At 73.4% G+C, this 14,897-nt stretch carries 9 protein-coding genes; 8 read left to right on the top strand and 1 reads right to left on the bottom strand.

Annotation, left to right across the window (positions count from 1 at the left end; translation table 11 throughout):
* Nucleotides 1-133 precede the first annotated feature (133 nt).
* A complete protein-coding gene (locus AC4H2G_RS01610) occupies nucleotides 134-1,882 on the top strand; it encodes an ABC transporter transmembrane domain-containing protein (RefSeq protein WP_494364000.1) in 1,749 nt (582 codons plus the stop codon).
* Entirely contained in the window at nucleotides 1,879-3,621 is a 1,743-nt protein-coding gene (locus tag AC4H2G_RS01605) for an ABC transporter ATP-binding protein (protein ID WP_494363999.1), read from the top strand. Before AC4H2G_RS01610 ends, AC4H2G_RS01605 begins: the two co-directional genes overlap by 4 nt.
* Nucleotides 3,622-3,674: 53 nt before the next feature.
* Here AC4H2G_RS01605 and AC4H2G_RS01600 read toward each other — a convergent pair whose 3' ends face one another.
* Complete coding sequence (locus AC4H2G_RS01600; RefSeq protein ID WP_494363998.1) at nucleotides 3,675-4,568, bottom strand: SURF1 family protein; 894 nt, start codon at nucleotides 4,566-4,568, stop codon at nucleotides 3,675-3,677.
* Nucleotides 4,569-4,706: 138 nt separating this feature from the next.
* On the opposite strand from AC4H2G_RS01600, the gene AC4H2G_RS01595 reads away from it, so the two are divergent.
* The 6 genes from AC4H2G_RS01595 to AC4H2G_RS01570 all read left to right on the top strand — a co-directional run bounded on the left by AC4H2G_RS01595 (nucleotide 4,707) and on the right by AC4H2G_RS01570 (nucleotide 14,893).
* Entirely contained in the window at nucleotides 4,707-6,923 is a 2,217-nt protein-coding gene (locus AC4H2G_RS01595; protein ID WP_494363997.1) for a hypothetical protein, read from the top strand.
* A 181-nt stretch (nucleotides 6,924-7,104) separates the two neighbouring features.
* Nucleotides 7,105-9,618, top strand: coding sequence for a phosphoketolase family protein (locus AC4H2G_RS01590; RefSeq protein ID WP_494363996.1), 2,514 nt, complete (start codon nucleotides 7,105-7,107; stop codon nucleotides 9,616-9,618).
* Nucleotides 9,615-11,756, top strand: coding sequence for a phosphate acetyltransferase (pta, locus tag AC4H2G_RS01585; RefSeq protein WP_494363995.1), 2,142 nt, complete (start codon nucleotides 9,615-9,617; stop codon nucleotides 11,754-11,756). The genes AC4H2G_RS01590 and pta overlap by 4 nt, the downstream gene beginning before the upstream one ends.
* On the top strand, nucleotides 11,753-13,012 hold the full coding sequence (locus AC4H2G_RS01580) for an acetate/propionate family kinase (protein WP_494363994.1): 1,260 nt from the start codon (nucleotides 11,753-11,755) through the stop codon (nucleotides 13,010-13,012). Before pta ends, AC4H2G_RS01580 begins: the two co-directional genes overlap by 4 nt.
* Nucleotides 13,013-13,288: 276 nt before the next feature.
* Nucleotides 13,289-14,191 (top strand): DUF4031 domain-containing protein, encoded by a 903-nt coding sequence (locus AC4H2G_RS01575; RefSeq protein WP_494363993.1) that lies wholly within the window; start codon nucleotides 13,289-13,291, stop codon nucleotides 14,189-14,191.
* 69 nt (nucleotides 14,192-14,260) lie between these two features.
* On the top strand, nucleotides 14,261-14,893 hold the full coding sequence (locus AC4H2G_RS01570; RefSeq protein ID WP_494363992.1) for a SanA/YdcF family protein: 633 nt from the start codon (nucleotides 14,261-14,263) through the stop codon (nucleotides 14,891-14,893).
* Nucleotides 14,894-14,897 lie beyond the last annotated feature (4 nt).

The raw sequence follows: 14,897 nt of genomic DNA, 5'->3' as shown, positions 1-14,897 counted from the left end.
TGGCGTGCGGGCGGGGTGGCCTGTTCCGGGTTATTACGTGGCTCCGTGTCGGACGCCGAACCTAGGGTAGAACACCGTGCGACCCCTCCCCCTCCCTGACCCAGGGACCCCTCCGCTCACCACGCCCGCGCGCATGCTGGCGTGGCAGGCGTGGCACCAGCGCGGCATCCTCACCATGGCGCTGCTCGTCGGCGCGCTCACCATGCTCGGCCAGGCCGCGACCCCGCTCCTGTTCGGTCGCGTGGTCGACGACGGCCTCACGAGCGGCTTCGGCCGCGACCTGTTCCTCGGCATCGGCGCGCTGCTCGCGGTCGCGGCCGTCATGGTGAGCGCGGGCGCGCTGAGCCACCGGTACGACGTCGAGAACTGGCTCCGGTCCGCCTTCTCCTTCTCGCAGGTGGTCGGCTACAAGGCCTCCCGCTCGGGTCATGCGATCACCCGGAAGCTCCCCACGGGCGAGGTGGTCGCCGCCGTCGCGAACGACGCCCTGCGCACGGGCGAGGTCTTCGCGATGGCGGGCCGGTTCGTCGGCGGCGTGCTCGCCTACGTCGCGGTGACGATCGTGCTGCTCTCCCAGCACCTCACGATCGGGCTCGTCATCGCGCTCGGCATCCCGGTGGTCGCGGCGATCCTCGCCCTGCTGGTCAAGCCGTTGCAGTCGCGTCAGGCCGCACAGCGCGAGGCCACCGGACGCCTGACGTCGCTCGGCGCCGACACCGTCTCGGGCCTGCGCATCCTGCGCGGCATCGGCGGCGAGGAGGTCTTCGCAGGGCGGTACGCGGCGCAGTCGCAGACGGTCCGCCGCGAGGGCGTCCGGGTGGCCGTCGTGCAGTCGTTCCTCGACGGCCTCCAGGTGCTGCTCCCCGGTCTGCTCGCCGTCGCGGTGGTCTGGCTGGGCGCGCGCGCCGCCGTCACGGGCGAGATCACGCCCGGCCAGCTCGTCACCTACTACTCCTACGCGGCGTTCCTCGCCTGGCCCGTGCAGATGGCCACGCAGATGCTCCAGATGACGATCCGCGGGCTCATCTCCGCGGGCAAGATCCAGGACGTCCTGCGCATCGAGGCGGCGACGCGCCCGTCCGCCGCACCGGCGCCGGCACCTGCGCCGGGCGCCCCGCTCGTCGACGAGGCGAGCGGCCTGGTGCTCGAGCCGGGCCGGGTCGTGGGTCTCGTCTCGGCGGCCCCGGACACGTCGGCCCAGGTCGCCGTCCGGCTCGGCCGGTTCGACGACGACGCCGAGGCGGCCACGCCCGTCCGGCTCGGCGGGGTGCTGCTCGCCGACCTCGACACCGAGCACCTCCGGCACCGCGTGGTCGTCGCGGAGGCGACGAGCCACCTGTTCTCCGGCGTGCTCGGTGAGGAGCTCGACGCGCGGGGTCGGGCGGTCGAGACCGCGCTGCTGCAGGCGGTCCTCACGGCCGACGCCCAGGACGTCCTGGACTCGGTGCCCGGCGGACTCGCGGGCGACCTGCCGGAGAAGGGCCGGTCGCTGTCCGGCGGCCAGCGGCAGCGCGTCGCGCTCGCCCGGGCGCTGCTCACCGAGCCGGAGATCCTCGTCCTCGTGGAGCCGACCAGCGCGGTCGACGCGCACACCGAGGCCCGGATCGCCGAGCGGGTCGCCGAGGCCCGGCGCGGGCGCACCACGCTCGTCGTCACCGCGAGCCCGCTCGTGCTCGACCACCTCGACGCGGTGCACCTGCTCGACGACGCCGGTCGCGTCGTCGAGCAGGGCACCCACGCGGAGCTCCTCGCCCGCCAGGACCGTGCCGGGGCGGCGTACCGCGCCGTCGTGGGCCGCAGCATGACCGACGACGAGCCGGACCCGGCCGACCGGGCGACGAGCCGTACCGACGACCACGAGACCGCAGGGAGCGCACGATGAGCGACCGGAAGCTGCCGATCGCCGACGGCGCGCAGGTCCGCCGGACCACGGCGGCGCTGTTCCGCCGGCACCGTGGCGCGCTCACGCGCGTCGCCGTGCTGCACACGCTCGCAGCCCTCGCCGGTCTCGCCGGGCCGTTCCTGCTCGGCCGGATCGTGGACGAGGTCGCGGGCGGCACGACGGTCGCGCAGGTCGACCAGCTCGTGCTGATCGGCCTCGCGGCCGTGCTCGTGCAGGCCGTCGTCGTGCGGTTCGCGCAGCGCGTGTCGATGATCTTCGGCGAGGAGGTCTTCGCGGACCTCCGCGAGGAGTTCATGGACACCGTCACGCGGCTGCCGCTCTCCACGGTCGAGAGCGCCGGGACGGGTGACCTCGTGGCGCGCACGACCAACGACGTGAACAAGCTCCAGCACGCGATCCGGTTCGGCATCCCGCGCGTCCTGGTCTGCGTCGTGACGATCACCCTGACGCTCGTCGCGGCGTTCCTCGCCGCGCCGCTCGTCGCGCTCGGGCTGCTGGTCGGCGTGCCGATCGTCGTCGTCGCGACCCGCTGGTACCTCGCGCGCGCCACGCCGGGGTACCTGCGCGAGTCGGCGGCGTACGCGACGCTCAACGGCACGATCACCGAGACGGTCGAGGGGGCCCGCACGGTCGACGCCCTGCACCTCGGCGGGCGGCTGCGCCGCCGCATCGACGCCGACCTGCGCGAGGCGTTCGCCGCGGAGGACTACACGCTGCGGCTGCGCATGCGGCTCATCCCGTCGATCGACGCCGCCGTCGCGCTCGCGCCGATCGTCGTGCTGCTGTGGGGCGGCTGGCTCGTGTCGCAGGGTCACGCGACGGTCGGCACGGTGACGACGGTCGCGGCCTTCGGGTTCCAGATGGGCGGACCGGTGTTCGACCTCGTGTTCTGGCTCGACGAGCTGCAGGTCGCGGCGGTGTCGCTCGCGCGCGTCATCGGCGTCGGGCTCGTCTCCCCCGACCGCGAGGCCGGCACCGCCGTCCCGGCCGACGAGCACGTCGTCGGGCGAGGCGTGCGGTACGCGTACCGCGAGGGCCACGACGTGCTGCACGGGATCGACCTCGACCTGCGGGTCGGGGAGCGGCTCGCCGTCGTCGGGCCGTCGGGAGCGGGCAAGTCCACGCTCGGGCGCATGCTCGCCGGGATCCACCCGCCCACCGGCGGGTCCGTGACCGTCGGGGGCGTACCGCTCGTCGAGCTCCCTCTCGAGGACCTGCGCCGGCACGTCGCGCTCGTCACGCAGGAGCACCACGTGTTCGTCGGCACCCTCGCGGAGAACCTGCGGCTTGCGGACGTCGACGCGACCGACGACGCGCTGATCGCTGCGCTCGACGCCGTCGACGCGCGGGGCTGGGTCGAGTCCCTCCCGGACGGCCTCGGGACGGAGGTCGGCTCGGGCGGGCACGCACTCTCCCCCGCGCAGGCCCAGCAGGTCGCGCTCGCGCGCCTCGTGCTCCTGGACCCGCACACGCTCGTGCTCGACGAGGCGACGTCGCTGCTCGACCCGCGTGCCGCGCGCCACCTCGAGCGGTCGCTCAACGCGGTGCTCGAGGGCCGGACGGTCGTCGCGATCGCGCACCGGCTGCACACCGCGCACGACGCCGACCGCGTCGCCGTCGTCGACGACGGGCGGATCAGCGAGATCGGCCCGCACGACGAGCTCGTCGCGGCCGGGGGCGACTACGCCCGGCTGTGGCACTCCTGGCAGCAGGAGTAGCCGCCCAGGACGCCCCCCTCGCGAGATCGACCCCAGCGTCCCGAGATCGACCCTCAGAGGGTCGACGTCGGAGCGCTGGGGTCGATCTCGCGGGCGCCCGGGAGCCCGGCGATCCCGTCGTCGTCGCCCCGCGACCCGCGGCGCACCCCGGCGGCCTCGTCGCGCACGAGCCGCAGCCACAGCAGGACGGCGAACCCGCCGAACACCCACCACTGCAGCGCGTAGAAGAGGTTCTGCAGGTTGAGGCCCGTGCCGCCCTCGATCGTCGGGCGCGGCAGGAGGGCGGGGCCGCCGTCGGCCGGCGACGCCTGGGGCGGGTCGGACGAGATGAGCACGAGATAGCCCGAGTACATCGGCCCGCCCCACGCGTTGACGAGCGACCCCGTCGAGATCGAGTCGGTCTGCCCCTCCGGCAGCACCTCCTCGCCGTCGGCCTCCGACGCCTGGAGGTAGCCGGTGAGGCGCACCTCGCCGTCGGGCACCTCGAGCGCGACCGCGTCGTCGGGCGAGGCCACCCACCCACGCACCACCGGCAGCACCGGAGCGCCCGAGAGTTCGGCCCACGAGTCGCCGCCCGTCCCGTCGTCCGTGACGTGCAGAGGCGTGAGCACGAGGTAGCCCACCTCGCCGTCGAGCGCGCGACCCGCGACGAGGAGCTGCCCCGCGGCGTCGTACTCGCCCTCGACCCACGCCTGCCGCCCGACGAGCTCGCCCGGGAAGGTGGACTGCGGCGGGAGGAGGACCCCGAGGCCCTCGGGGCCCTCCGCCGCCGCCTCGGCCTCCTCCTGCTGCGCGGCGAGCTCGGCGCGCTGCTGCGCGCGGTCGAGCTGCCACACGCCCAGCCGTGCGCACACCATCGCCGCGACGAGGAACAGGACCAGCAGGCCGATCATCCGCGGCTGGCGGGCGACGGCCCAGAGCGAACGGCGGGGAGCGGACTCGGGCACGGGCCCACGGTATCCGGGCGGTGTCGCCCGTCCCGCATCGCGGTGTCCCGCGCGACGAAGGTCACACCGATGTGGTTGTGTGGGCGACGGGGCAGGACGTGCGTGGCGACGGCGACGCTTCGAGCAAGGAGACTTCAGGTGAGTTCAGCTCTCGGACGCAGGCGAGCGCGGTTCTCTCTGGCCGCGCTCCTCGTCCTCGCCGCCGGCGCCGTCGCGGCACCGGCCGTCGCGGCGGACTTCCCGATCGAGGAGCCGTTCGACGGCTCGGCACCGAACGACCCCGCCTGGGTGCCGTTCGGCGAGGCGACCCTGACGGACGAGGGCGACGGCTGGCTGCGCCTCACCGACACGGACACCACCTCAGGGTTCGGCGGCTACGTGCTCGACAGCTCCTTCACCACGGACCTCGGCGTCGAGGTCGAGTTCGAGTACGCCACCTGGGGCGGGCAGGAACTCGGGGGAAACCGCGGTGACGGCCTCTCCTTCTTCCTCCTGGACGGGTCGTTCCCCGCCGCCGTCGGTGGCGACGGCGGCTCGCTGGGCTACACCTTCCTCCAGGGCGGCTACGTGGGCCTCGGCCTCGACGAGTTCGGCAACTTCTCCGGCGGGCTCGGCGGCCCCGGGCAGCAGCCGGGCTACGTCTCGCTGCGCGGCTCGTACGCCGCGACGCCGAGCTGGGGCTACCTCACGGGCGTCCCAGGCCCTGGCGGCACCGTCGAGACGGTCCCGCCGGGCGGCGGGACGCCGAGCCGCGAGTTCGTCCGCACCGTCCGCGTGGTGGTGACGCCGGCGCCCAGCACCGACCTGATCTCCGTGTGGAGCAACTCCGGTCCGGGGACCCCTCTCGTGCCTCTCATCAGCCAGTTCGACATCGGCAACGCGCCGGGTCAGCCACCGCTGCCCGCGACGTTCAAGCTCGGGTTCGGCGCCGCGACGGGAGGCGCGACGAACAACCACGAGATCCGGAACCTCCGGGTCGTCGTCCCGACGATCCTCACCGTCGACAAGACGACGTCCACGCCCGTCGTGGAGTCGGGCGGGCGTGTCTCCTACCAGCTCAGCGTCACCAACGACTACGTCAACGACGTGACCGGCGCGCGGATCGTCGACGAGGTCCCCGCAGGGATCACGGACGTGACGTGGACGTGCAGCGCGACGGGTGGCGCGGCGTGCGGGACCGCATCGGGCTCCGGGAGCTCGATCGACGTGCCGGTCGACCTGCCCCGCCTCACCGGCCCGACGCCGACCGCCTCGGCGGTCGTCACGGTGACCGGGACCGCACCGTTCGTCGGCGAGGAGACGGTCCTGTCGAACACCGCCGAGGTCGTGGCACCGCCGGACCGCGAGGACCTCACCCCCAACGTCTCCTCGACGGACGTCACGGTGCTCCCGGCCGCCGACCTCGCGATCGGCAAGGAGCTGACCAGCCCTTCCCCGCTCGTCCACGGCGAGGTCGCGGAGTACGTCGTGGAGGTGACCAACGCCGGACCCGGCCCCGCGCGCGGCGTCGTCCTGGCCGACACGCTCCCGCCCGCCCTCGACCCGGCGAGCGTCGCCGCCCTCGGCTGCACGCTCGAGGGCACCACGCTCGTGTGCCCCGTCGGCGACCTCGCGGCAGGCGCGACCGCGTCGTTCGTGGTCTCGGGCACGATCGGGCCCGACCCGGCGACGTGCGCCGCGACCGACGTCGTGCAGCGGGCGCGCGTGACCGGGACGTCCGGCGACCCGGACCCCGCGAACGACATGGCCGAGGTCGTGACGCCGTGCGTCGTCCCGGTCGAGCTGTCCGTCACCAAGGCGGGCCCCGAGCAGGTGGCGGCCGGAGCGCCGGTCCGCTGGGAGGTCACGGCGACCAACGCCGGCCAGGTGGCCGCGCCCCTCACGGCCATCTCCGACGACGTGCCCGGCTCCGTGACCGACGTCGTGTGGACGTGCTCGGTCTCGGACGGCTCCCCGTGCGACGCAGCGACCGGGACGGGGAACGCGGTCGCGACGACCGCGACCGTCCCGGCGGGCGGCAGCGCGACCGTCCTCGTGACGGGCATCGCCCCGGCGGGCGGGACCCTGGTCAACACGGCGACCGTGGCTCCGTGCCCCTCGTGCACCGACGACGGCGCCGGACCGACCGAGGCCACGGTGACCACCGACGTGGTCACGGCTCCGGGGCCTGGGCCGGGTCCCGGCCCGATGCCGGGACCCGCGCCGGGACCGGGGCCCGAGCCCGCACCGCGGCCCGAGGGGGAGCTCGCGCGTACCGGCACGGATCTCGCGGGGGCGATCGCGGCCTCGCTGCTCGCCGTCACCGTCGGGGCAGGGCTCGCTCTCCACGCGGGCCGGGCGCGGGGTCGGGCGTAGCGCGCCCTGACCACGCGGTGGGCACCGGCCCGGCAAGCTGCGCCGGGACCTTCGACCCTTTCCGGGATCTCGGGCGCACGTCACACCGCGGCGGCGCACCGAACCCCGTGCAGGGCCAGGGTGGATGGGGTTGTATGAAGCCGTAGTCGTTCACGAACCCTTCCCCCTGCTGGAGCGTGAGATGAGCACGACCACCGCCACCAAGTCCACCGCTGAGTCGTCCGCGTGGCGGCACGCCGAGGTCGCCCCGCTCGACGACGAGACGCTGCGTCGCGTCGACTCGTGGTGGCGCGCCGCGAACTACCTGTCGGTCGGCCAGATCTACCTCCTGGCGAACCCGCTGCTGCGCACTCCCCTGTCGCGCGACGACGTCAAGCCGCGCCTCCTCGGTCACTGGGGCACGACTCCCGGGCTCAACTTCCTCTACGCGCACCTGAACCGCGCGATCGCGCAGCGCCGGCAGTCGACGATCTACGTCGCGGGACCGGGGCACGGCGGTCCGGGTCTGGTCGCGAACGCGTACCTCGAGGGCACCTACTCCGAGACGTACACGGACATCACGCAGGACACCGAGGGCCTGCGTCGCCTGTTCCGCCAGTTCTCGTTCCCGGGCGGCATCCCGAGCCACGTCGCGCCGGAGACGCCGGGGTCGATCCACGAGGGCGGCGAGCTCGGCTACGCGCTCTCGCACGCGTACGGCGCGGCGTTCGACAACCCGGATTTGCTCGTCGCGGCCGTCGTCGGTGACGGCGAGGCCGAGACCGGGCCGCTCGCGACGAGCTGGCACTCGAACAAGTTCGTCAACCCGCGCAACGATGGCGTCGTCCTGCCGATCCTGCACCTCAACGGCTACAAGATCGCCAACCCGACCGTCCTCGCGCGGATCAGCGACGACGAGCTGCGCGACCTCATGATCGGCTACGGCCACACGCCGTACTTCTTCGTCGGCGGCTTCGACGGCGAGGACCACGTCGAGGTGCACCGGCGCTTCGCGACGCTCCTCGACGAGGTGCTCAACCACATCGCGGAGATCAAGCGCCAGGCGCACGAAGGCAGCGACGAGCGCCCCGCCTGGCCGATGATCGTCTTCCGCACCCCGAAGGGCTGGACGTGCCCGCCGGAGATCGACGGCAAGAAGACCGAGGACTCGTGGCGCGCGCACCAGGTGCCGCTCGCGAGCGCCCGGGACACCCCCGAGCACCTCCAGGTCCTCAAGGGCTGGCTCGAGTCGTACCGGGCCGAGGAGCTGTTCGACGACGACGGCCGCCTGCGGGACGAGATCGCCGCCCTGGCTCCCGAGGGCACGCTTCGCATGAGCGACAACCCGCACACGAACGGCGGGCTGCTCCTCAAGGACCTGCGCCTGCCGGACTTCCGGGACTACGCCGTCGACGTGTCGGGCCCCGGCTCGGCCGTCGCGGAGGCGACGCGCGTGCTGGGCCAGTGGCTCACCGACGTCGTGCGGCTCAACCCCGACAACTTCCGCATCTTCGGGCCCGACGAGACGGCGTCGAACCGTCTGCAGCCCGTGTACGAGGTGACGGACAAGCAGTGGAACGCCGACTTCTACGGCCCCGACGTCGACGAGCACCTGGCCCGCGCCGGCCGCGTCATGGAGATGCTCTCGGAGCACCAGTGCCAGGGCTGGCTCGAGGGCTACCTGCTCACCGGGCGGCACGGCCTGTTCACGAGCTACGAGGCCTTCATCCACATCGTCGACTCGATGTTCAACCAGCACGCGAAGTGGCTCAAGGTCACCAACCACATCCCGTGGCGCCGACCGATCGCGAGCCTCAACTACCTGCTGTCCAGCCACGTGTGGCGCCAGGACCACAACGGCTTCTCCCACCAGGACCCGGGATTCATCGACCACGTGGTCAACAAGAAGGCCGAGATCGTCCGCGTGTACCTGCCGCCGGACGCGAACACGCTGCTCTCGACCTACGACCACTGCCTGCGCTCGCGCCAGTACGTGAACGTCGTGGTCGCGGGCAAGCAGCCGGCGCCGCAGTTCCTGTCGATGCCCGACGCGATCGCGCACTGCACGCGCGGCCTCGGCATCTGGGAGTGGGCCGGCACGGAGATCGAGGGCGAGGACCCGGACGTCGTGCTCGGGTGCGCGGGCGACGTCCCGACGCTCGAGGTGCTCGCCGCGGCGGACATCCTGCGCCGGCGGCTCCCCGACCTCAAGGTGCGCGTCGTGAACGTCGTCGACCTGATGCGTCTGCAGGACGCCAACGAGCACCCGCACGGTCTGTCCGACAAGGACTTCGACACGCTGTTCACCAGCGACCGCCCGGTGATCTTCAACTACCACGGCTACCCGTGGCTGATCCACCGCCTCACCTACCGCCGCACGAACCACCCCAACATCCACGTGCGCGGGTACAAGGAGGAGGGCACCACGACGACGCCCTTCGACATGGCGATGCTCAACGACATCGACCGGTACCACCTCGTCATCGACGTCATCGACCGCGTCCCGGAGCTGCGCTCCCGCTACGCGGGCCTGCGTCAGGAGATGGTCGACGCGCGCCTCGCCGCGCGGCAGTGGACGCGCGAGTACGGCGAGGACATCCCCGAGGTGCGCGACTGGGTCTGGCCGGACGTGGGCGAGACCGGTACCGAGGAGGGCGGCCCGCAGTACAACGGCGCGACGGGCGCCGGGCAGGACACAGGAGGAGACAACGAGTGAGCGTTCCCGCTCGCAGCATCTACATCACCTCGCCCGAGGGCGAGACCGGCAAGTCCACGATCGCGCTCGGGGTCCTCGACCTGCTGGCCCGCAAGGTCCAGCGGGTCGGGGTCTTCCGGCCGGTCACGCGGGCCGCGGGACCCGACGTGCAGGACTACGTGCTCGAGCTGCTGCTCGCGCACGACGGCGTCGACCTGACCGCCGAGCAGGCGATCGGCGTGACGTACGAGGACGTGCACTCCGACCCGGAGGCGGCGCTCTCGCGGATCGTGACGCGCTACCACGAGGTCGCGAGCGTCTGCGACGTCGTGGTCGTCGTCGGGACGGACTACACGGATGTCGCCGGGCCCACCGAGCTGTCCTTCAACGCGCGCGTCGCGGCGAACCTCGGCGCGCCCGTGCTCCTGGTGGTCTCGGGCAAGGGCCGCACGCCCGACGCCGTGGGGAACCTCATCGAGGTGAGCGTCGCGGAGCTGCGCTCCCAGCACGCGCAGCCCATCGGCGTCGTCGCGAACCGGGTGACGCCCGAGGACCTCGACGCCGTGCGGTCGCTCCTCGCGGCCCCGGGGTCCGACGGCGTGGCCGGGTGGGCCGTGCCCGAGGACCCGTTCCTCGACGCCCCGACGGTCCGCACGCTCATGGAGGCCGTCGGCGGTCGGCTCGCTTTCGGCGAGGAGGCGCTCCTCGCGCGCGAGGCGACGGACCTGCTGGTCGGCGCCATGTCGTTCGAGCACCTGCTCGACCGGCTCACCGACGGCGCCGTCGTCATCACGCCCGGCGACCGCGTCGACATCCTCATCGGCCTGCTCGCGGCGCACTCGGCGTCGGGCTTCCCGTCGCTCGCGGGCGTCATCCTCAACGGCGGGTTCTTCCCGCCGGAGTCGACGGCGCGCCTCGTCGCGGACCTCGACCCGAGCCTGCCGATCATCCGGACGGACCTCGGCACGTTCCGCACCGCGAGCGCCGCCGCAGGGGCCCGAGGACGGGTCACCAAGGACGCGCAGCGCAAGGTCGACACGGCGCTCGCGCTGTTCGAGCAGAGCGTCGACGGAGCGGCCCTGCTGGCGAGCCTCGACGTCCCGCGGCCCGAGGTCGTCACCCCGCTGATGTTCGAGTACGAGCTGCTCTCGCGGGCCCGCGCCGACCGCAAGCACGTCGTGCTGCCCGAGGGCGACGACGACCGCATCCTGCGCGCCGCGTCCACGCTGCTGGGCCGCCAGGTCGCCGACCTGACGATCCTCGGCGACGAGCAGAAGGTCCGCGCCCGCGCCGCCGAGCTCGGCCTGGACATCGAGGCCGCGACGGTCCTCAGCCCGCACGACCCGGAGCACGTCGAGCTGTTCGCGACCGAGTACGCGCGCCTGCGCGCGCACAAGGGCGTGTCGCTCGAGGAGGCGCGCGAGCGGGTCCAGGACGTGTCGTACTTCGGCACGATGATGGTCCACCTGGGCCTGGCCGACGGCATGGTGTCGGGCGCCAAGCACACGACCGCGCACACCATCAAGCCGTCGTTCGAGATCATCAAGACGCAGCCCGGCGTGTCCGTCGTGTCGTCGGTGTTCCTCATGTGCCTCGACGACCGCGTGCTCGTCTACGGCGACTGCGCCGTCATCCCCGACCCCACCGCGGAGCAGCTCGCGGACATCGCGATCTCGTCGGCGGCGACCGCCGACCAGTTCGGCGTCGACCAGCGCGTCGCGATGCTCTCCTACTCGACGGGCGAGTCGGGCTCCGGCGCCGACGTCGACAAGGTCCGCCGCGGCACGGCCCTCGTCCGCGAGCGCCGCCCGGACCTCTTCGTGGAGGGCCCGATCCAGTACGACGCCGCGGTCGACGCGTCCGTCGCGGCGTCGAAGATGCCCGGCTCCGACGTCGCCGGCCGCGCGACCGTGTTCATCTTCCCGGACCTCAACACGGGCAACAACACCTACAAGGCGGTGCAGCGCTCGGCGGGCGCCGTCGCCGTCGGGCCCGTGCTGCAGGGCCTCAACAAGCCCGTGAACGACCTGTCGCGCGGCGCGCTCGTGCAGGACATCGTCAACACGGTCGCCATCACCGCGATCCAGGCACAGACGCCCACCGAGGCGACCGCACCCCCCACCTCCCCCGACACGACCACCGCCGGAGCCACCTCATGACGATCCTGCCCGAGGGCGAGCGCCCCAACCCCTACAGCGCGTACGGGGCGCACGGCTCGGTCCTCGTGATGAACTCCGGCTCGTCGTCGCTCAAGTACCAGCTCGTCAACCCGGTCGGCGGCGAGGCGATCGCCGCCGGCACCATCGAGCGCATCGGCGAGGAGTCGGGCATCGTCAAGCACCGGTTCGCCGGGAACACGACGACGCGCGAGCAGGAGGTCCCCGACCACGGCGAGGCCCTGCGCATCGCCCTCGGGCTGTTCGACGAGGTGGGGCCCAACCTCGCCGACGCCGACGTGTATGCCGTCGGCCACCGCGTCGTGCACGGCGGGGCGGTCTTCTCGCAGCCCGTCCTCGTCGACGACGAGGTGGTGCGCCAGATCGACGAGCTGTCGCCCCTCGCGCCGCTGCACAACCCGCCGAACGTCACCGGCATCCGCGTCGCGCGCGACCTGCTGCCCGACGTCCCGCACGTCGCCGTGTTCGACACGGCGTTCTTCACGTCGCTGCCCGACGCCGCGTCCACCTACGCGCTCGACCGCGAGGTCGCCGCGGAGCACGGCGTGCGCCGGTACGGGTTCCACGGCACGAGCCACCAGTACGTCGCCGGCAAGGTCGCGCGCGTCCTCGGACGCCGCATGGAGTCGCTCAACACCATCGTGCTGCACCTCGGCAACGGCGCGTCGGCGTCGGCTGTGCGTGGCGGCGTCGCCGTCGACACCTCGATGGGCATGACCCCGCTCGAGGGCCTCGTCATGGGCACGCGCACGGGCGACATCGACGCCGCAGTGGTGTTCCACCTCGCGCGCAACGCGGGCATGAGCATCGACGAGATCGACGACCTGTTCAACAAGCGCTCCGGCGTCAAGGGCCTGTCCGGCGTGAACGACTTCCGCGAGCTGCGGCGCCTCATCGACGCGGGCGACGAGGACGCGCAGAAGGCGTTCGACGTGTACATCCACCGCCTGCGCAAGTACGTCGGGGCGTATCACGCGGTCCTCGGCCGCGTAGACGTCGTGGCGTTCACCGCGGGCGTGGGCGAGCACGACGCCGCCGTGCGCGCCGCCGTCGTCGACGGTCTCGAGCCGCTCGGGCTGTCGATCGACCCGGACCGCAACGCCGTCGACTCCGGCGAGCCGCGCGTCATCTCGCCCGACTGGACGTCGACCCTGGTCATGGTGATCCCGACCATGGAGGAGCTCGCGATCGCGCGGCAGTGCGTCGAGGTGGTCGAGGGCGGTCGTCCCGGTTCCTGAGGTCGCGGGCGGTCCGGGGCGGGTCGGGTCCGCGGGCGGTGCGACGTCGGTGCTCGGGCTGGCCGCGTCGTCGGGTCCGCGGGCGGTGCGGCGTCGGTGCTCGGGCTGGCCGCGCCGTCACCTCCGGCGGTCGGCCGTCCGCTTGAGGAGCGCGGCCTTTACGCCCTTCGCATCCGACGTCGCACCGCCCGCTCGCTCTTCGTCTCGCCGTTCGTCTCGGCTCGTCTCGGCGGGCTCTTCGATCCGGCTTCCGATCGTGGGTGGCATGCTCGGAGCGTGACCGTCTATGTCGACCCGCCGGCGTGGCCTGCGCACGGGACGCTGTTCAGCCATCTCGTGTCGGATTCGTCTCTTGCTGAGCTGCACGCGCTCGCCGAGACGATCGGGCTGAGCCGGCGGGCGTTCGACCTCGATCACTACGACGTCGCGGCGGAACGCTACGAGGATGCCGTGGCGGCCGGCGCGGTGCCGGTCGACGGGCGGGAGCTCGCGCGCCGGCTCGGGGCGTCCGGGCTGCGCGTGCCCGGTCATGCTCGTCGCGCCGCCAAGGCCGACGCGATCCTCGCGCGGTGGGACGCGCTGCTGCCGGGGGCGCGCAGCGTCGGGGTCGACCTCGTGGAGCGCTGGCACGAGCCCCACCGGGAGTATCACGGGCCCGAGCACCTCGTGCACGCGCTGGACTCGCTCGCCCTCCTCGAGGGTCGCCCGGCCGGGGTGCCCGACGGCACGGGGCCGGCGGCCTCGGTCACACAGCTCGCGATCTGGTTCCACGACGCCGTGCACGACGGCGAGGCGGGCCGGGACGAGGAGCGCTCAGCCGAGCTAGCGACCGCCACCCTCGCGCCGCACGTCGGCGCCGAGGCGGTGGTGGAGGTCGCGCGACTGGTCCTGCTCACGACGCACCACGACCCTGCACCGGACGACCGGGCCGGAACGCTGGTCTCCGACGCCGACCTCGCGATCCTCGCTGCGGCACCCGACCGCTACGCGCGCTACGTGCGCCAGGTGCGCGCCGAGTACGCCCACGTGCCCGACGGCGCGTTCCGGGCCGGGCGCGCCGCGGTCCTGCGCTCGCTGCTCGACGCCGGTCCGCTCTACCGGACGCCGTTCGCCGTCGAGCGCTGGGAGGACCGGGCGCGGGCGAACCTCGTCGCAGAGCTCGCCGACCTCGGACGCTGACGCGTCGCGGGACGCGTGTCGCGGGACGCTCCGGACGGCCGACGTCGTCCGTGCGGCTAGGGTCGGCGCGTGACCGAGACGTCCGCGAGAGCGCCCCGCCGTCCCCGAACCCGTCGCCCTCGTCGGCGGACGGCGATGCTCGGCGCGGCCGGGCTCGCCGTCGTCGCGGTGCTCCCGTTCCTCGTCGTCCAGGGGGTCGGACGGTCCCACGTTGCGGCGGCGGACGACGTCCCGGCCAGCGACGCGGTCGTCGTGCTCGGCGCAGGACTGCGGCCCGACGGCTCGCCGTCGACCTACCTGCGGCGTCGGCTCGACGCCGCGGCGGACCTGCACGCCCGCGGCGTCGCACCCGTGATCCTCGTGAGCGGGGACGCGCACGACGACTACGACGAACCGGCCTCGATGCGCGCCTGGCTCCTCGACCGTGGTGTTCCCGACGACGCGATCCTGCTCGACCGCGAGGGGTACGACACGCACGCGACGTGCACGCGCGCCGTCGACGAGTTCGGCTTCGCTGACGCCGTGGTCGTCACGCAGGGCTACCACCTGCCCCGCGCGCTCTTCTCGTGCCGCGTCGCGGGGCTCGACGCGGTCGGCGTCGGCGTGAGCGCCGCGAGCGTCGAGCCCTGGAAGGCCGTGCTCTACCGCGTGCGCGAGGTCCCGGCGGCGGTCAAGGCGCTGCTCGACGCGGTCGTGCGTTGAGCCC

Source organism: Cellulosimicrobium sp. BMG9.23 (assembly GCF_059159985.1).
Note: the sequence above shows the minus strand (reverse complement) of the source record. Positions and strands in the feature narration are given on the sequence as shown.